This window comes from Acidovorax sp. LjRoot194 (genome assembly GCF_964253015.1).
GTDB lineage: Bacteria > Pseudomonadota > Gammaproteobacteria > Burkholderiales > Burkholderiaceae_C > Acidovorax.
On record NZ_CAXUQB020000001.1, the window covers coordinates 875,812 to 892,890 of the forward strand.

The 17,079-nt window shown below is 63.5% G+C and carries 17 protein-coding genes; 15 read left to right on the forward strand and 2 right to left on the reverse strand.

The genetic code is table 11. The features are described 5' to 3' along the window. Positions 1-2: 2 nt before the first annotated feature. Entirely contained in the window at positions 3-563 is a 561-nt protein-coding gene (locus ACSQ3N_RS04110; RefSeq protein ID WP_436145659.1) for a phasin family protein, read from the reverse strand. A 229-nt stretch (positions 564-792) separates the two neighbouring features. On the opposite strand from ACSQ3N_RS04110, the gene ACSQ3N_RS04115 reads away from it, so the two are divergent. The 5 genes from ACSQ3N_RS04115 (at position 793) to rfbC (ending at position 6,326) form a co-directional block, all read left to right on the forward strand. Further along, the gene (locus tag ACSQ3N_RS04115; protein WP_436145660.1) at positions 793-2,790 is read left to right on the forward strand and encodes an SDR family oxidoreductase; all 1,998 of its coding nucleotides are present in this window, start codon (positions 793-795) and stop codon (positions 2,788-2,790) included. A gap of 103 nt (positions 2,791-2,893) precedes the next feature. Continuing rightward, positions 2,894-3,985 carry a dTDP-glucose 4,6-dehydratase gene (rfbB, locus tag ACSQ3N_RS04120; RefSeq protein WP_436145661.1) on the forward strand — a complete coding sequence of 364 codons (1,092 nt, stop codon included), beginning with the start codon at positions 2,894-2,896 and terminating at the stop codon, positions 3,983-3,985. Next, positions 3,982-4,872 (forward strand): dTDP-4-dehydrorhamnose reductase, encoded by an 891-nt coding sequence (gene rfbD, locus ACSQ3N_RS04125; protein ID WP_056164092.1) that lies wholly within the window; start codon positions 3,982-3,984, stop codon positions 4,870-4,872. Before rfbB ends, rfbD begins: the two co-directional genes overlap by 4 nt. A 13-nt stretch (positions 4,873-4,885) precedes the next feature. Further along, positions 4,886-5,770 (forward strand): glucose-1-phosphate thymidylyltransferase RfbA, encoded by an 885-nt coding sequence (rfbA, locus tag ACSQ3N_RS04130; RefSeq protein ID WP_056164089.1) that lies wholly within the window; start codon positions 4,886-4,888, stop codon positions 5,768-5,770. A gap of 7 nt (positions 5,771-5,777) precedes the next feature. After that, a complete protein-coding gene (gene rfbC, locus ACSQ3N_RS04135) occupies positions 5,778-6,326 on the forward strand; it encodes a dTDP-4-dehydrorhamnose 3,5-epimerase (protein ID WP_056164086.1) in 549 nt (182 codons plus the stop codon). Positions 6,327-6,386: 60 nt separating this feature from the next. Here the strand turns inward: rfbC and ACSQ3N_RS04140 are convergent, their stop codons facing one another. Then, positions 6,387-8,285 (reverse strand): hypothetical protein, encoded by a 1,899-nt coding sequence (locus ACSQ3N_RS04140; RefSeq protein WP_056164083.1) that lies wholly within the window; start codon positions 8,283-8,285, stop codon positions 6,387-6,389. A gap of 263 nt (positions 8,286-8,548) precedes the next feature. On the opposite strand from ACSQ3N_RS04140, the gene gspE reads away from it, so the two are divergent. From gspE to ACSQ3N_RS04190, 10 genes are all read left to right on the forward strand, one after another. After that, positions 8,549-10,288: a type II secretion system ATPase GspE gene (gene gspE, locus ACSQ3N_RS04145; protein WP_436145662.1), complete on the forward strand. Its 1,740-nt coding sequence runs from the start codon at positions 8,549-8,551 to the stop codon at positions 10,286-10,288. After that, complete coding sequence (locus tag ACSQ3N_RS04150; RefSeq protein WP_056164077.1) at positions 10,281-11,537, forward strand: type II secretion system F family protein; 1,257 nt, start codon at positions 10,281-10,283, stop codon at positions 11,535-11,537. Before gspE ends, ACSQ3N_RS04150 begins: the two co-directional genes overlap by 8 nt. 76 nt (positions 11,538-11,613) lie before the next feature. Next, on the forward strand, positions 11,614-12,027 hold the full coding sequence (gspG, locus tag ACSQ3N_RS04155; protein ID WP_056164169.1) for a type II secretion system major pseudopilin GspG: 414 nt from the start codon (positions 11,614-11,616) through the stop codon (positions 12,025-12,027). Positions 12,028-12,116: 89 nt separating this feature from the next. Next, a complete protein-coding gene (locus tag ACSQ3N_RS04160; RefSeq protein ID WP_235507272.1) occupies positions 12,117-12,563 on the forward strand; it encodes a GspH/FimT family pseudopilin in 447 nt (148 codons plus the stop codon). After that, positions 12,560-13,003 (forward strand): prepilin-type N-terminal cleavage/methylation domain-containing protein, encoded by a 444-nt coding sequence (locus tag ACSQ3N_RS04165; protein ID WP_082516766.1) that lies wholly within the window; start codon positions 12,560-12,562, stop codon positions 13,001-13,003. Before ACSQ3N_RS04160 ends, ACSQ3N_RS04165 begins: the two co-directional genes overlap by 4 nt. Continuing rightward, complete coding sequence (locus tag ACSQ3N_RS04170; RefSeq protein WP_082516765.1) at positions 13,003-13,713, forward strand: prepilin-type N-terminal cleavage/methylation domain-containing protein; 711 nt, start codon at positions 13,003-13,005, stop codon at positions 13,711-13,713. The genes ACSQ3N_RS04165 and ACSQ3N_RS04170 overlap by 1 nt, the downstream gene beginning before the upstream one ends. A 92-nt stretch (positions 13,714-13,805) precedes the next feature. Next, on the forward strand, positions 13,806-14,621 hold the full coding sequence (locus ACSQ3N_RS04175; RefSeq protein WP_082516764.1) for a general secretion pathway protein GspK: 816 nt from the start codon (positions 13,806-13,808) through the stop codon (positions 14,619-14,621). A 15-nt stretch (positions 14,622-14,636) separates the two neighbouring features. Further along, entirely contained in the window at positions 14,637-15,821 is a 1,185-nt protein-coding gene (locus ACSQ3N_RS04180) for a PilN domain-containing protein (RefSeq protein WP_056164072.1), read from the forward strand. Beyond that, entirely contained in the window at positions 15,818-16,387 is a 570-nt protein-coding gene (gene gspM, locus ACSQ3N_RS04185) for a type II secretion system protein GspM (RefSeq protein WP_056164069.1), read from the forward strand. Before ACSQ3N_RS04180 ends, gspM begins: the two co-directional genes overlap by 4 nt. Next, positions 16,384-17,052 (forward strand): hypothetical protein, encoded by a 669-nt coding sequence (locus tag ACSQ3N_RS04190; RefSeq protein ID WP_156371948.1) that lies wholly within the window; start codon positions 16,384-16,386, stop codon positions 17,050-17,052. Before gspM ends, ACSQ3N_RS04190 begins: the two co-directional genes overlap by 4 nt. Positions 17,053-17,079 lie beyond the last annotated feature (27 nt).

The window sequence follows — 17,079 nt, forward strand, 5'->3', positions numbered from 1 at the left end:
CATCAGCTGGATGCTGCGGTCGCCGCCTTCTTGGCGGCGGCGCGGGGCTTGGCGGCGGCCTTCTTGGCTGGTGCTGCAGCGGCCTTGGCGGGCGCTTTCTTGGCGGCGGCCTTCTTGGCGGGAGCTGCCTTCTTCGTTGCGGCGGCCTTGGGTGCAGTCTTGCTCGTGCCCTTGGACAGCGCGTCGATGCGGGCGTTCAGGGCTTCGATATCGCGGGCAGAGGGCACGCCCAGCTTGGCCAGGGCCTTGGCCACGCGGTCTTCAAAAATGTTCTCCAGCTTGTCCCACTGGCCCTGGGCCTTGGAGCCGATGTCGGTGGCCATGTTGGTCACGCGGCTGGTGGCTTCAGAGATCTTTTCTTCGGCCACGGCCTGGGTCTTGCGCTGGATGGTCAGGCCTTCCTTGACCAGGGCTTCGAACACCTTGCCGCCTTCTTCCTGGGCCTTGGAAAAGGCGCCCAGGCCGGCCAGCCAGATCTGCTGGGCCGAGTCCTTGACGGTGCCCGACAGCTGGGCGTTGCTCTTCTTGTTGTCAGCGCTGAGTTTCTGCAGTTTCTTGACCATGGGGCCTCCGTTGTGGGATGGGTTGGGTTTGTCAGGGCACGACGCTGCCTTTGACGCATGGCCGGACTGTACGCGGCGCGGCGCGCAAGGTGTAGGCACCGGCTCCTAAAAGTGTAGAGCGTGCCGTCTACTGGCGGCGCCGGGGCTGCCCCCGATTCGGCGCGGGTTTGTGCTGAATCCGCGCCCGGTGGGCCTGCGCAAGAATCGGGCGATCACACAGGAGTTATCCATGCAGTATTTCGTGACGGGGGCAACAGGGTTCATCGGCAAGCGGCTGGTCAAGAAGCTGCTGGAGCGCAAGGGAGCGGTGGTGCATTTCCTGATCCGCCGCGAAAGCGCTGACAAGGTGGCCGACCTGCGCAGCTTCTGGGGCACGACGGCCGCCCGCGCGGTGCCGGTGTTCGGCGACCTCACGGCCAAAAAGTTGGGCGTGGTCGCGGACGACATCAAAAAGCTCAAGGGCCAGATCGACCACTTCTACCACCTGGCCGCGGTGTACGACCTGGGCGCCGACGAAGAGACCCAGGTGGCCGTGAACATCGAAGGCACGCGCAACACGGTGGACCTGGCCAAGGCCATCGACGCCGGCCACTTCCACCACGTCTCGTCCATCGCCGCCGCCGGTTTGTACGAAGGCGTGTTCCGCGAAGACATGTTCGAGGAGGCCGAGGGCCTGGACCACCCGTACTTCCAGACCAAGCACGAGAGCGAGAAGATCGTGCGCCAGGACTGCAAGGTGCCCTGGACGGTGTACCGCCCGGCCATGGTGGTGGGCGACAGCACGACCGGCGAGATGGACAAGATCGACGGCCCCTACTACTTCTTCAAGCTGATCCAGCGCCTGCGCCAGCTGCTGCCGCCCTGGATGCCCACCGTGGGCCTGGAAGGCGGGCGCGTGAACATCGTGCCGGTGGACTTCGTGGTCAATGCGCTGAACGTGATCAGCCACCAGAAGGACATCGTCAAGAAGTGCTACCACTTGGTGGACCCGGTGGGCTACCGCGTGGGCGACGTGCTGGACATCTTCAGCCGCGCCGCGCACGCACCGCGCATGAACCTGTTCATCAACGCGGCGCTGCTGGGCTTCATCCCCAAGAGCGTGAAGAAGGGCCTGATGGCGCTGGCCCCGGTGCGCCGCGTGCGCAACGCCGTGCTGAAGGACCTGGGCCTGCCCGAGGACATGCTGACGTTTGTGAACTACCCCACGCGCTTCGATTGCCGCGAGACACTCGCGGCGCTCAAGGGCTCGGGCGTGACCTGCCCCAACCTCAAGGACTACGCCTGGCGCCTGTGGGATTACTGGGAGCGCAACCTGGACCCGGAGCTTTTCATCGACCGCTCGCTCAAGGGCACGGTGGGCGGCAAGGTGGTGCTGGTGACCGGGGGCTCTTCGGGCATCGGCCTGGCTGCCGCGCACAAGTTTGCCGAGGCGGGCGCCACCACGGTGATCTGCGGGCGCGACCAGGACAAGCTCGACGAGGCCTGCGCCGAGGCGCGGGCCAAGGGCTACGAGTTCATCGCCTATGCGGCCGACATCGCCGACATGGCCGACTGCGACCGCTTCGTGCAGCTCTTGATCGACAAGCACGGCGGCGTGGACTTTCTCATCAACAACGCGGGCCGCTCCATCCGCCGCGCCATCGAGTCGAGCTACGACCGCTTTCATGACTACGAGCGCACCATGCAGCTCAACTACTTCGGCTGCCTGCGCGTGACCATGGGCTTCCTGCCCGGCATGGTGGCCCGGCGCAAGGGCCATGTGGTGAACATCAGCTCCATCGGCGTGCTGACCAATGCGCCGCGCTTCTCGGCCTATGTGGCCAGCAAGGCGGCGCTCGATGCCTGGACGCGCTGTGCATCGAGCGAGTTCGCCGACCAGGGCATCACCTTCACCACCATCAACATGCCGCTGGTGCGCACGCCCATGATCGCGCCCACCAAGATCTACAACAACGTGCCGACGCTGAGCCCCGAGGAGGCGGCCGACATGATCGCCCAGGCCTGCATCTTCAAGCCGGTGCGCATCGCCACCCGCCTGGGCATCACCGGGCAGATCCTGCATGCCCTGGTGCCGCGCGTGGCGCAGATCACGATGAACACGAGCTTTCGCATGTTCCCGGACTCCACCGCCGCGGCCAAGGGGGACAAGGGCGACAAGGCCGCCAAGCCGCAGCTGTCGGCCGAGGCGGTGGCACTGCAGCAGATGATGCGCGGCATCCATTTCTGAGTCCTGGTGCCGGCCTGTGCCCGTTGGGCTTGTTACGTCCAGCCGGAAACGCGGGTGGGATAATCGCCAGCTTTGCCGCAAGGCATTCTCAGACGGCTTACCCATGATTCTGGTTACCGGCGGCGCAGGCTTCATCGGCGCCAACTTCGTTCTTGACTGGCTCGCTGCCTCCAGCGAGCCCGTGGTCAACCTCGACAAGCTCACGTACGCGGGCAATGTGCACAACCTGGACGGTGTCCAGGGCGATGCGCGCCACATCTTCGTGCAGGGCGACATCGGCGACACCGCCCTGGTGGCCGGCCTGCTGGCCGAGCACAAGCCCCGCGCCGTGGTCAACTTCGCGGCCGAGTCGCATGTGGACCGGTCCATCCACGGGCCCGAGGATTTCATCCAGACCAACATCGTGGGATCGTTCCGCCTGCTCGAAGCCGTGCGGGCCTACTGGGGCGCACTGCCCGAGAGCGAGCGCGCGGCCTTCCGCTTCCTGCACGTCTCCACCGACGAGGTGTATGGATCGCTCGCGCCCACCGACCCGGCGTTTGCCGAGACGCGCGGCTTTGAGCCCAACAGCCCCTACAGCGCCAGCAAGGCCGCCAGCGACCACCTGGTGCGCGCCTGGCACCACACCTACGGCCTGCCGGTGCTCACCACCAACTGCAGCAACAACTACGGGCCGTACCACTTCCCCGAAAAGCTCATCCCGCTGATGATCGTCAACGCCTTGGCCGGCAAGAACCTGCCGGTCTACGGCGACGGCATGCAGGTGCGCGACTGGCTGTACGTGAAGGACCACTGCAGCGCGATCCGCCGCGTGCTGGAGGCCGGTGCCCCCGGCGAGACCTACAACGTGGGCGGCTGGAACGAGAAGCCCAACATCGAGATCGTGAACATGGTCTGTAGTCTGCTCGACGAGCTGCGCCCCCGCGCCGACCGCCAGAGCTACCGCACCCAGATCACCTACGTGAAGGACCGCCCCGGCCACGACCGCCGCTACGCCATCGACGCGCGCAAGATCGAGCGCGATCTGGGCTGGAAGCCCGCCGAGACCTTCGACACCGGCATCCGCAAAACGGTGCAGTGGTACCTGGACCATGCCGATTGGGTGGCCAGCGTGCAGACCGGCTCCTACCGGGACTGGGTGCAGACCCAGTACGCGGCGCAGGAGCCCGCGGCCGTGGCGGACGCCAGCGCATGAACATCCTGCTCTTTGGCAAAAGCGGCCAGGTCGGCTGGGAGCTGCAGCGCAGCCTGTCGGTGCTGGGCGCTGTCACGGCGCTGGACTTCGACAGCACCGAGCACTGCGGCGATTTCTCGAACACCGCTGGCGTGGTGGAGACAGTGCGCACCCTGCGCCCCGACGTCATCGTCAATGCCGCGGCCCACACCGCCGTGGACAAGGCCGAGAGCGAGGCCGACTTTGCACGCACGCTCAACGCCACCACCCCCGGCGCCATCGCGCAGGAGGCCGCAAGGCTCGGCGCCTGGCTGGTGCACTACAGCACCGACTACGTGTTCGACGGCAGCGGCAGCCGCCCCTGGGTGGAGACCGACGCGCCCGCGCCCTTGAGCGTGTACGGCCGCACCAAGCTCGAAGGCGAACGACTCATTGCAGAGGCGGGTGCCCAGCACCTCATCCTGCGCACCAGCTGGGTCTACGCCGCCCGCGGCGGCAACTTCGCCAAGACCATGCTGCGCCTGGCGCAGGAGCGCGAGCGCCTCACGGTGATCGATGACCAGTGGGGCGCGCCCACCGGCGCCGACCTGCTGGCCGACGTGACGGCCCACGCCATCCGCCACCTGCAGCAACGCCCGCAGGACGCCGGCCTGTACCACTGCGTGGCCGCGGGTGAGACGACCTGGAATGCGTACGCCAAATACGTGCTGGCGCAGGCGCAGATTGCGCAACCTGCTATTGAAATCAAAGCAAAAGAGGTCGCGCCAGTGCCTACGAGCGCATTCCCCACCCCTGCGGTGCGCCCGCACAACTCGCGCCTGAATACCGGCAAGCTGCAAGCCACCTTCGGCCTGCAGATGCCGCATTGGCAAGCGGGCGTGGCGCGCATGCTGGCTGAAACTCTGTGAACGGCACCTGACCATGACGCAACGCAAAGGCATCATCCTCGCCGGGGGCTCCGGCACCCGCCTGCATCCGGCCACCCTGGCCATCAGCAAGCAACTGCTGCCGGTGTACGACAAGCCCATGATCTATTACCCGCTGAGCACGCTGATGCTCGCGGGCATCCGCGACATCCTCATCATCAGCACCCCGCAGGACACCCCGCGGTTCGAGCAACTGCTGGGCGACGGCAGCCAGTGGGGCATCCGCCTGGAATATGCGGTGCAGGAGAGCCCGGACGGCCTGGCCCAGGCTTTCGTCATCGGCGAAAAGTTCCTGGACGGCGCGCCCAGCGCGCTGGTGCTGGGCGACAACATCTTCTACGGCCACGACTTTCACGAGCTGCTCGGAAACGCGATGCAGCGCACCGAAGGCGCCAGCGTGTTCGCCTACCACGTGCACGACCCCGAGCGCTACGGCGTGGCAGAGTTCGACGCACAGGGCAAAGTCCTTTCTCTGGAAGAAAAGCCCGCGCAGCCCAAGTCGAGCTATGCCGTCACCGGCCTGTACTTCTACGACAGCAGCGTGGTGGAACTGGCCAAGAGCCTGAAGCCGTCAGCGCGGGGCGAGTACGAAATCACCGACCTGAACCGCCTGTACCTGGACAAGGGCCAGCTCAACGTGGAGATCATGGGCCGCGGCTACGCGTGGCTGGATACCGGCACGCACGAGAGCCTGCTGGAGGCGGGGCAGTTCATTGCGACGCTGGAGCACCGGCAGGGGTTGAAGATTGCGTGTCCTGAAGAGATCGCCTGGCGCTATCAATGGATAGACAGCGTGCAACTGGAGCGGTTGGCGCAACCCCTCATCAAAAGCGGCTACGGGCAATACCTGCTGCGCGTGCTGAAAGAAAAGATCTACTGATACGCCTATGCAAGTCACACCACTCGCCATTCCGGACGTCTTTCTCATCGAACCCAAAGTGTTTGGGGACGCTCGGGGCTTCTTTCATGAAAGCTTCAACCAGCGTGCCTTCAATGAGGCGACCGGTACGGACCACCAGTTTGTGCAGGACAACCACAGCCGCAGTGCCAAGGGCGTGCTGCGCGGCCTGCACTACCAGATCCAGCAGCCGCAGGGAAAACTGGTTCGCGTCGTCCGCGGCGCTGTTTTCGATGTGGCGGTGGACATCCGCCGCAGTTCTCCGACGTTCGGGCGCTGGGTGGGCGAAGAGTTGAGCGAGGACAACCATCGCCAACTGTGGGTGCCCCCTGGTTTTGCACACGGCTTCCTGGTGCTGAGCGACACTGCCGAATTCTTGTACAAGACCACGGATTACTACGCGCCTGCCCATGAGCGGTGCATTGCGTGGAACGATCCGACCTTGGCGATCGATTGGCACGGTGGGGACAGCGCCCCCCTGTTGTCGGCCAAGGATGCAGCGGGTCTGCCGCTGCAAGCGGCAGAACTGTTCCCCTGAGGCTGGCCGCACCGGCCGCAGGCCTCCGGCTAGGGTCAACCCAGTTCGCCAGCGTTCCCGCTATCGGGGCGAGGCCAGGTGCTGTTGCACTGCTTCATAGAGTTTGTCGGCACCGAACTTTCGGTTGTCTGGATCGAAGGAGAACAGATTGTGTCCGCGTGCGACCACCTGCCCTTCCCAATACGGCTCGATAAAGAACGAGAGAAAGTCTGCGCCCTGCCGCTCATGTTGCCGCAGTGTCTCGCGCAGTTCGCCTGTGCTCATGGGCTTGAGCGGGTGGAATTCCGTCACGCCATAGCTGTGGTGGCCGGTGGAGGCGTACCACTTGGGAAAACCGGGTCCGTAGGAGGCATGCCCGTACAAGCTGACTCCCAGCCTGATGCCCGGGGTGTTCTTCTGTTGAAGTGACGCTTGAATGGCGAACTTGTTCGCGTCCCAACTCGGGTTGGTGAACGGAATGATCTGGTGGGTGTAGTGGGGCGTGGCTTTCAGGCACGATCGGCTCACCACATTGTCAAAAAATCGCAAATAGTCAGCCACCTGCTTGCCGCGAAATGCATGCCACAGCGGGACCAGCGGGTTGTAGTAGTAGGACGCCTGCTCCAGGGGCTGGTCGATGTGGAACTGCACCGAGCTCGGGGCCGGTGAATGCTTCGGAAGCTCAGCCTGGGCACGCAGGACAGGCGTGTTCTGGCGCTGGTCCATGATCGCGATGTGCCGTGTACCCAGCAGTGCCATCTGGCCTGGTGCGTCTTCCAGCAGCACATCGATGCGGTGCAAGCCGGCCGGCAGGCGGCGGAAATCCAAGTCCATGCGCCAGCCCGTGTTCGCATACCCGAACTCCGGCTTGGCCGCGAGCACATCTTGCCGCCCCTGGTCGACAGGGGTTTTGCCCACGAACACTCCGTTGGCGTACACGTGCACCCAGGGTGTGCGTGTGGGTATTTTCTGCACGGACGGGAACACCCAGCCAGAGACGGGCAGGGTGCCCTGCGCGAAGGAATCGATGTGCTCGGTGTAGCGCCGCAGTGGCTCGGTGCGGATGTCGCGCGCAGGGGGCTGCACTTCTTGAAAAGATCCGTAGGCGGAGCCCAGCACCCGATTCAGTTGCGCAATGCTGGTGAATTCCTGCTGGAGATACTGCTGAAATCCCGCGGTCGACTGCGGGCTGTAGTCGGTCACGCGGTAAGGGCGGTCAAAGCCCATGCCTGCTTCGAAATCTGGAAACAGGTGGTGCAGTTCCCCGAGCAGCGTCACCCCGCGTATCTTGGCGAGGTCGGCTGCCGGGAGACGGCAGACTTCGGACAGCAAGGCCTCGGTCGCCTGCACCCGGCGCGCCGTGAGTTCCGTGTCGGTACTGGCAATCGACCAGTTGTTGATGGCGGAGTCGTAGTAGCGGCTTTGGGCCATGGGGCCGTCACGCGTGTGTGCCAGATTTTTCGGGTCGGATGCCAGGGCGGCTTCCAGCGGCGCGTCGGCGGCAAAGTGTGTGGCAAAGAGGTACAGGATGACCGGTCGGCTCGTATCCCGTATGGTCCGGGCGATGCGCTGAACCCGCTCGGTGTCTATGACCCAACCATCGCCTTCTGGTCGAAACAGTTGAAGAAGTGGCGCGGCGAGCGTGTAGCCGACAGCCTGAGATGGCGCAGTGGGGCCGCCAGCCTGCAAGGCGGACAAGGTGGACTCCACCAGTGGGGCTGCGGACCCGTTCGGGCCTGTGCACGACTGCGCCAGTGCGTCGACGCGCGCATCTCCGGTGGTGGCCGGTTGCGAGGGCTGCATGATGCAGGGGTCGGCCACCGCGATCATGGGTGCCAGCAGCATGGCGCCCACCCGGGGCTGTTCGGCAGGCGCATGGGTTTTCCATAACGCTGTGCCCCCCCAACCGGCCAGCAGGACTGCGGCTGCGGCGAGGAGGGCGGCGATGGTGGGGGCTTTGCCTTGAGCTGGCGTTTTCATTGTTCGGTGAGGACTTGGATTCTTCAGACCCGCGACTGTAAAGTACCTTGGATTGAACGCGGATGTTGGGCCATCGAGTCGTGCAGAGATGTCTGCAGTCGGCATGGGAAACGGTCGAACCGGGGCTTGAAGCTGCAGAGAACGACAGCGACACGCGGCGGCCGGGCGAAGCCCCCGGCTACACTCAGCGATTCCGTTCAAGCCTTCGGTGCTGTCGTCAGCAGAGCCACGTACCTGCTGTCCATAGTGCTATCTGAGCATTCATGACTACCAATACACATTCCTCCGTAGCCGAGGCCCTCATTCCGGCCGCTGCTGCGCGCACGCGCATTGGCGATCTGCTGGTGCAGGCTGGGAAACTGAGCGCCCGCGACCTGGAGCGTGCGCTGTCTGCGCAGCAGGAAATGGGTGGGATGCTCGGACGCGTGCTGGTGCGGCTTGGCATTGTCTCGGACGCGGACGTCGCAGGCGCGTTGTCGGTCCAGCTCGGCATTCCGCTGGTGTCGGCGGTCGGATTCCCGGATCTCATGCCCGAAGTCAAGGGGCTGCTGCCAGAATTTCTTCAGGCCAACGTCGTCTACCCTTTGCGTCTGGAGGACGGCCAGCTTCACATGGCCATGGCTGTCCCGCAGGACGCTTTCGTCGTCAAGGCCCTTCGTTTGGCCACCGGCTACTCCATCCATCCGCATCTGGCGCTGGAGTCCGATATCGAGAGGGCTCTGGCGGAGCCGGTGGAGGAGCCCGAGGGAGACGAGGGCGATGAAGGCGACGGATTTGGCGATGGTTCTGACGGTGGAGATTTTGTTGAGCATCTGAAGGATCTGGCCAGCGAAGCGCCAGTCATCCGGCTGGTCAACACCATCATCGGGCGAGTGACGGATTTGCGGGCTTCCGACATTCACCTGGAGCCTTTCGACGATGGCCTGCATGTGCGCTACCGCGTGGACGGCGTCATTCATGCTGGCGAAGTGGTACCCCCGCGCCTCAGCGCGGCGGTCAATTCACGGGTCAAGCTGTTGGCGCACTTGGATATTGCTGAGCGGCGGCTTCCCCAGGATGGCCGTATCAAAACGCGTGTCAAGGGGCGCGAACTCGATCTGCGGGTCTCCACAGTCCCCACGGTGCATGGCGAAAGCGTCGTGATGCGAGTGCTGGACCGCGCAAGTGTTCGCTTGAATCTGGAGAAGATGGGTTTTGAAAAAGACACCCTGGAGCGGTTCAACCACCTGTTGAACAAGCCCCACGGCATCTTGCTGGTCACCGGCCCCACGGGCTCCGGAAAAACCACCACGCTGTACGCCGCGCTGTCCAAGATCGATGCAGATTCCAACAAGATCATCACGGTGGAAGATCCGGTGGAGTATCAACTCGAGGGTATCAACCAGATCCAGGTCCACCCCCAGATCAACCTGACGTTTGCGAACGCGCTGCGCTCCATTCTTCGGCAGGATCCGGACATCATCATGATTGGGGAAATGCGGGACGGTGAAACGGCTCAAATTGCAGTGCAATCTGCCTTGACCGGGCACTTGGTGCTCTCCACGCTTCACACCAACACGGCGGCTGGGGCTGTGATCCGCATGCAGGACATGGGGGTGGAAAGTTACCTGATCACGTCTGCGGTCAATGGGGTGCTGGCTCAGCGGCTTGTGCGCACGCTGTGCGGCAGCTGCAAAGAGGCTTACGAGCCGGGCCCGGACGTGCGGGAGCGCACTGGATTGATGCGATTCGCCGAGCCGGGAAAACTGATCTACAAGGCTCGCGGCTGTGACCAATGCCGCAACACAGGCTACCGCGGGCGTACCGGCATCCATGAGCTGCTCACCCTTGATGAGCCCATGCGCAGGGCGATCATTGATGGATTGGACGCCAATGCCTTGAATGCGTTGGCGGCGCAGCGGGGCATGCTGAATCTCTACGAGGACGGATTGCGCAAAGTTGCTGCCGGCGTGACCACTCTGGATGAATTGGCGCGTGTAACGCAGGATCAGACCGATGCCTGATTTCGTATGGCGCGCAGCGTCCGGCACAGGGAAGATCGCTGAAGGGCAGTTGAGTGCCATCAGCGAGGCGGCTGCATTGAAGCAATTGCGTGAGCAGGGCCTCACGCCGCTGAGCATTCATGAAGGAGCCGGTGGTGCAGCACCGCAGGCTGCCAGCGCCGGCGGCTCGGCATCATCCATCATGCCGGCTTCCAGCAAGCGCGCGGGCAAGGGGCCTGTCAAGTTGGCGGATGTGCAGGCCCTGACCTCCGAGCTGTCGATCATGCTCAGGGCCGGATTGGCCCTGGACAACGCGTTGCGTGTGCTCATCGACATGAGCTACAAGCCCAGCGTGGCCGCCTTGCTTCAAGGTGTGCTCGATGCCGTCAAGGGCGGAACTCCGCTGAGCCGTGCGCTGGCCGCACACCGGGAGTTGTTTGGTGATTTCTACATCAACATGATCCGGTCTGGAGAAGCGAGCGGACAAATGTCTGCAGTGCTGGAGCGTTTGGTGGAGCACCTGGAGCGCCAGCGTGCACTGCGCGAAAGTGTGGTGTCGGCAACCATTTACCCGGCGATTTTGCTGGCGGTGGCGGCGCTTTCGCTCATCGTCATGCTGGGCTTCGTCGTCCCGCAGTTCGAGAAACTGTTCACGGACATGGGCGACGCATTGCCTTTGCCCACCCAATGGGTCATGGCGCTGGGGCATGCGTTCAAGAAATATGGTCTTGTGATTGCGGTCGCGGGATTCGGGCTCGGGGCCGTGCTCCAGAAATGGTTCCGTTCACCGGGCGGACGCCATTGGTGGCAGGCGCGCCTTCTCAGGCTGCCCCTCATCGGTCGGTTGACGCTGAAATACCAACTCACACTCTTCTCCCGCTCATTGGGAACTCTGCTCGGAAACGGGGTTCCGATGCTCACAGCGCTGCACATTGCGACGGAAACGGTGGGAAACGCCGTTTTGCAGCAAGCCCTTGTGAAAGTGGCGCCCATCGTCAAGGAAGGCGGAAAGGTCGTGCAGGCCATCTCTGCGACTGGCATTTTCGAGCCTCTGGCGATCAATCTGATTCGCGTGGGGGAAGAGACTGGTCGCATCGGTCCCATGATGCTGGAGCTTTCCAACATATTGAACCGGGAGGTCGAAACCGGTATCAAACGACTGCTCACCTTGGTAGAGCCAGTGCTCATCCTGGTTCTGGGTGTGCTGATAGCGGCCATCATCGTCTCCATCCTGTTGGGGATCCTGTCGGTCAATGACTTGGCCGTATAATTTTTTTGCTTTGGAGGTTAAGTTGATGGTCTACCAAACTGCTCGAGCAGACTTGCGTCAACGTCTGTTGGGCAACATGCGCAAGAACACCAAAAACAAAGGGTTCACGCTGATTGAACTGCTGGTGGTGCTGGCAATTCTCACCATGCTGGCGGGCCTTGTAGGCCCCAAGGTACTCAATTCGCTGGGTGGCGCGAAGTCAAAGACGGCAGCGGTTCAGATTGCCGACCTGGACAAGTCGCTTGAACTGTTCAAGCTGGACGTCGGGCGTTACCCCTCCACTGAAGAAGGCCTGAACGCCCTGGTGACCAAGCCCGGGTCTGCCAATGGCTGGAACGGGCCTTACTTGAAGGGCGGATTGCCCTCAGACCCCTGGGGTAACGCCTACAAGTACTCCACCTCTGCGGCGGGTATTGAAATACTGTCGTTGGGCTCCGACAACGCTGCGGGCGGCGACGGCGAAGCTGCGGACGTGCGCAACACCAAATAGTACGTAGAGCGCTCACGAAGGGCCGCGCAGCGGCTGAACGGAGCGCTCTATGGAAGGCAATCAGCACAGTGACAGGCGCACCCCGCCGCGTGAGCGGCTTCACTTTGATCGAGTTGCTGGTTGTCTTTGCGATCATTGCGCTCGTCGTGGGGCTCGTGCCTGTCGCGATGGACCGCATGCGTGAGGGTGCCCAGTACCGCGATGTTGTCCGTACCGTTGTCGGCCAATTGCGATTGGCCCGCGAGCAGGCCGTGGCGTCAGGACGCGACGTTCAATTCACCGTCGATGTGGCGCAGCGTCGTTACGGTCTGGGTCCAGACCCGTCGCTCCTGTTGCCGGACGCCTTGCAAATGAAAGCGGTGGCCGCGGCATTGGAGGGTGATGAGCAATCGACTGGAAAACTGAGCATCCGGTTTTTGCCCTCCGGTGGGTCGTCTGGCGGTAGTGTCCAGATACTCCGCGGCGCAGGAGACGGTGTGCGCTTGCGCGTGGACTGGTTGTCGGGGCGGGTGACGCAAGAGGCGCTGATTCCATGAGCCGATCCGCTCGCAACACACACCGGCCACGACTGACCGCCACTGCGCGCGCGGTTTCCGGCTTCACGCTGCTGGAGCTGTTGGTGGCGTTTTCCATCATGGCCATGGCGTTGGGCCTGTTCTATCGCGCACTGGGTGGCAATGCCAGGGCGGTCGACCATGTGCAGCGGTACCAGGGGGCCGTCGTGCTGGCCCAGTCGCTCCTTGAGCTGCGGGATTCCGTGCCCGCGGGCGGCTGGAACGACGAGGGCGACAGTGGCGGATACCACTGGCGGGTGCAATCGCAGCCCTACAGTACAGACGCACAGGGCCCCAGGGTGCCGGTGCTCTACCAGGTGTCCATCGCCATCAGCTGGGGACAGGGAAGCGAGAATGTCCGCAATTTGGCGTTGAGCACGCTCAGGCCGGAGCGCATCCCACCCGTGGGGATACGGCCGTGATGCAGTTGCTTCGCAGTTCTCTACCGAAAGCCTGTACCGCCAGCGCGCGTGTGCAGCGCAAGACCGCCGGTTTCACGCTGCTGGAGCTATTGGTGGTCATGGCGCTGATGTCGCTTCTGATTCTGGCAATGGCCTCGGCGCTGCAAACCACCTCGCAGACCAGCGAGCGGGTGGATCTCGCGCTGACCCGTTCCGATGATCTGCGCATCGTGTCGGGGTTTCTGCAAACGACGGTGGGCCGCATATCGTTGCAGAGGCGAGGCTATCCCTACAAAGAGGGAACCAACCGATATTATTTCGAAGGGCAGGAGGCGGAACTGATGTGGCTCGGCGTCATGCCCGCCGGTTACGCCGCGAGCGGACGCAGTCTCATGCGGTTGCGTCAGGAAGTGACCGATCAGGGAAGCCCTGCTCTGGTGCTGCAGTACCTGCCTTGGGCTGGTGCGGCGGTGGAACCAGATTGGTCTCAGGCGACCAGCCATGTGCTGCTCAACGGTGTGACGCAATTGCAGATCCTGTACCAGGACGCACGTCCTGAGCCGCCCGTTTGGTCATCCAGTTGGACGCTGACGGACCAGGTGCCGCAGCGTGTGCGGATCGTGCTGCAAACCGATAGAGGCGCGCTGCCGGATCTTGTCGTGAGCATGCGGCCCCTTCCGGCCAGCGACCCCCGCTCCCGTGGAGCAGTTTTTGGGGGAGACGTTCGGTGAGCGAGTCGACTACAAGTTTCGGATGCTGTGGGGTGAGAGTCCAGATCGGGCGTTGCGCCGTGTCGATGCGAAGCACAACACGGACACGCGGGATGGCGCTCATTGCCGTGCTTTGGCTGGTGGCGGCGCTCAGCATCATGGTCGGAAGTTTGTCGACCAGCATTCGCCAGGAATCCCGGACCATATCCGCCAAGCGCGAGTTGGTGACCGCGCAGGCGACTGGCGATGCTGTGGTGCAGTTGGCATTGCAAAAGCTGAGAGCCGCTGACCGGGCGCCAGACCGCTGGATGCAGGCAAAGTTAGCTTTCGAGGGGCAGGAGCTGGCGGTCCAGGTCACCCCGCTCAACGGTTTGATTGACCTCAATCGGGCGGAGGCGCCATTGCTGTCGCGTTTGTTCGCGGTGGCCGGAGGATTGCCTCCTGACGGCGCACAGGCCTTGGCGCAAGCCATTGTCGACAAGCGCCAGGCGCGCGACAGCCAGGGCGGATTGATGCGTTTCGAGGCAGAAGAAGACCTGCTCCAGGTGTCCGGGGTCAGCTATGACCTCTATGCTAGACTGGCGCCCCTTGTGACGCTGGAGGGGCGTGGTTCCAGCAGAGTGAATGCCAACGCGGCCCCTTTGCCTGTGCTTGTGGTGCTTGCCAATGGCGATCAGCGCGTGGCCGAGGCGATCCATGCCAAGCGGCTTGCAGGGGACGTGGGTATCGACACCTCAGGCCTGGATCCCAGCCTGACGGACAATTCATCCTCGACACGCGTCCGGGTCACGGCATTGGTGCCGATAGATTCCGGCAAGGTTGTTCACGTGTCTCGTAGCGTGGACCTCATGACTGCGGCAGCCGATGGCACGCCATGGTCCACGTACCGCGTCTCCACCAGTATCCAGGCTGCGGCCTCCGAGAATTGAACACAAAACCCTCACATGCCTGCCTTTTCGTCTGAGGCCCGCTTTCTGGGCGTTGATCTGAGCGGTCTTGTGCAAGACACCCGCAAGGCCTGGGCGCACGCCCAGAGCTGGCCGCTTTTCGCATGGCTCACGCCTTCGCTGCCCGTCCTGCTGATTCATCCTGACGGCAGCCAATCCCATTGGCAAGGCCACCGCCCGGCCCGCAAGCCAGCGTCGCCCAGGGACGCGAAGGCCCGCGGCGCGTTTGTCGCTTTGGAACTGCCCTCGGACCTGGTGCTCTCCAGGACCATTCGCCTACCGGTGGGAATGAGCCGTGCAGACACGGGCAACGCCCTGGCGCTGCAAGCGCGCACCTTCAGTCCATTCCCCCCTGAAGATCTGATCTGGGTCAGCGACGCAACCCCAGTGCCAAGCACCTACACGCTGGTGTTGGCGTCTCGCCTGCAGGTCGACCAATATGTGCAGGAGCTTCGCCAGCGGATGCCTGCGGTCGTCGGCGCGTCGCCGGCCGAGGTGTGGGTGGCTGTCGGTGCGCAGAAATACGCGGCCTTGCCAGGTGCAGGCGTCGAGCGGCGCCAACGCCTGATTGCCCGCCAGCGCAACCTGGGGTACGCATTGCTGCTGTGCATCGTGGCTGTGCTCACTGCCATGGCCGTGACGCCGACACTCCAGCTCCGGGTGCGTGCGTTGCAGGCCGCTGCAGCCTACGAAGACGTCGTGCGGCGCACTGCGCCCGTCGTTCGCGACCGCGAACAGGTGGTACTAGCTTCCAACAAGCTGAACGCACTGTCAGAAATACTGGGCGAACGCATCGAGCCACTGCGTGTGATCGACACCCTGACGCAAATCCTGCCGGACGACGCAGCTGTGCAGGCTTTGCAGCTGGTCGGCACCAAGGTTTCGCTGAGTGGTCAGGCCACCGATGCTGCCGAATTGATGCAGAAGCTGGGCCAGCACCCTGGCATTCGAGAAGTGAAGGCGCCAGCTGCAGCGACCCGTCTGAACAACTCCAACAAGGAAAGCTTCAGTATCGAGTTCGTCGTCGATCCCAAGGTGTTCGGCACTGCTGGTCCGCAGACTGCTGTGGCGGGTGCGACTCAAGTGACTGGATCGGCAGCGGTGGCACCCACAGCAGCGACCTCGGCGACCTCAGTGGCACCCGCTGTATCGACAGCCTCTGGCGCAGGAGTGCGTCGATGAAGCCTATCCGTTTTCCCAAAGATGTCGTGTTGGTCTTGGCGTCCATCCTGTTGGCTTTGGTGCCTTTGATCGCCGGAGGGATCTATGTGTACCAAAAGCACCAGTGGGCCCGTGACCTTGTGGCCCAGCTGGAGCCGCGCTATGCACGCCTGACCGGCCTGGACTTGCAGAAGTCAGAGATCGAGGACGTTCGCAAGCGCGTCCAGCAGGCGCAGACCGAGTATGTGTACCCTGCCACCATGGATGTCAGCCAGGCGGGCAATGCTGCCCAGCAGCACGTCCGCGAAATCTTCGCTGCCGCCGGCATGCAGATCAGCAGCAGCCAGGTGCTCCAGCCCAAGGATGAAAAAGGCTACGACCGTATTTCCCTCAAGGTGCAGGCGGAAGGCGAGTTGCTGGCCCTGCAGAGCGTGTTGACCGTGCTTGGCAGCCAGAAGCCGGTCATCATCATTGACGGTGTGGTAGTCCAGCTCATTGGTGGCCTCAACGTGCCGAGTTCTGCCAAGCAGACCCCTGTGCGGCTGACGACGCAGTTCTCGCTCAGCGTGCTGAAAGACCGCACATGAAAATACGTGCCGTAGGAGTGCTGGCTTTCATCAACCTCGCGCTCCTGTGCGGGCTGGCGCTAATGTGGGTCAAGCCCGATGGAACTCCCCGCAACATCCGCTGGAACGAGCCTGCGCCTTTGAAGGCAGACATCGCCAGTCTTGCGCCAGCGCTCATGCCCGACAAACAGATGGAGTCCAGCCGCTTCCTCGCTATGCTGGAGCGCCCGCTGTTTTCTGCCACGCGGCGGCCGCCGCCGCCTCCACCGCCCGAGCAGCCCCCGCCGCCGCCAGACTACCTCAGCACTGCCCGTGTGACCGGCATCGTGCGGGGCGAAGGGGTGGGCTATGCCATCTTGCTGGTCAACGGCAAACAGCGCCGCGTGCAGCAGAACCAGAGCGTGGAGGGCTGGACCCTCAAAAGTTTTGGCGACCGTCAGGTCACCTTCATCCGTGGTGAGCAATCTCAAACGCTGACCATGCAACGGGCAGATGTCAGCAAGTATGGCGGTCTGGCGCAACCGGCGCCCACCATGCAGAGCGCGCAGCCAGTTCCAGCTCCTTCCTCCATTGAGCGGCGGGGAGATGGTTCCGCCGCATCTGCGGGGACCGCAGCCGGTGGCAGCACCGGCACAGCAGAGGCGCCCGCAAGGCCGCGCCCCCCGCCACCGCGGTTTGGTCCCTGATGCAGAGACCCACCCGGTTCATCCTGA

Excerpts from the sequence above, each read along its gene's own strand:
- ACSQ3N_RS04165 (WP_082516766.1), top strand. The coding sequence starts at position 12,560 with ATGAGCCGATCCGCTCGCAACACACACCGGCCACGACTGACCGCCACT.
- gspE (WP_436145662.1), top strand. The coding sequence starts at position 8,549 with ATGACTACCAATACACATTCCTCCGTAGCCGAGGCCCTCATTCCGGCC.
- rfbB (WP_436145661.1), top strand. The coding sequence starts at position 2,894 with ATGATTCTGGTTACCGGCGGCGCAGGCTTCATCGGCGCCAACTTCGTT.
- rfbC (WP_056164086.1), top strand. The coding sequence starts at position 5,778 with ATGCAAGTCACACCACTCGCCATTCCGGACGTCTTTCTCATCGAACCC.
- ACSQ3N_RS04150 (WP_056164077.1), top strand. The coding sequence starts at position 10,281 with ATGCCTGATTTCGTATGGCGCGCAGCGTCCGGCACAGGGAAGATCGCT.
- gspG (WP_056164169.1), top strand. The coding sequence starts at position 11,614 with ATGCGCAAGAACACCAAAAACAAAGGGTTCACGCTGATTGAACTGCTG.
- ACSQ3N_RS04110 (WP_436145659.1), bottom strand. The coding sequence starts at position 563 with ATGGTCAAGAAACTGCAGAAACTCAGCGCTGACAACAAGAAGAGCAAC.
- ACSQ3N_RS04190 (WP_156371948.1), top strand. The coding sequence starts at position 16,384 with ATGAAAATACGTGCCGTAGGAGTGCTGGCTTTCATCAACCTCGCGCTC.
- rfbA (WP_056164089.1), top strand. The coding sequence starts at position 4,886 with ATGACGCAACGCAAAGGCATCATCCTCGCCGGGGGCTCCGGCACCCGC.
- ACSQ3N_RS04180 (WP_056164072.1), top strand. The coding sequence starts at position 14,637 with ATGCCTGCCTTTTCGTCTGAGGCCCGCTTTCTGGGCGTTGATCTGAGC.
- ACSQ3N_RS04175 (WP_082516764.1), top strand. The coding sequence starts at position 13,806 with ATGGCGCTCATTGCCGTGCTTTGGCTGGTGGCGGCGCTCAGCATCATG.
- ACSQ3N_RS04170 (WP_082516765.1), top strand. The coding sequence starts at position 13,003 with ATGCAGTTGCTTCGCAGTTCTCTACCGAAAGCCTGTACCGCCAGCGCG.
- gspM (WP_056164069.1), top strand. The coding sequence starts at position 15,818 with ATGAAGCCTATCCGTTTTCCCAAAGATGTCGTGTTGGTCTTGGCGTCC.
- ACSQ3N_RS04115 (WP_436145660.1), top strand. The coding sequence starts at position 793 with ATGCAGTATTTCGTGACGGGGGCAACAGGGTTCATCGGCAAGCGGCTG.
- rfbD (WP_056164092.1), top strand. The coding sequence starts at position 3,982 with ATGAACATCCTGCTCTTTGGCAAAAGCGGCCAGGTCGGCTGGGAGCTG.
- ACSQ3N_RS04140 (WP_056164083.1), bottom strand. The coding sequence starts at position 8,285 with ATGAAAACGCCAGCTCAAGGCAAAGCCCCCACCATCGCCGCCCTCCTC.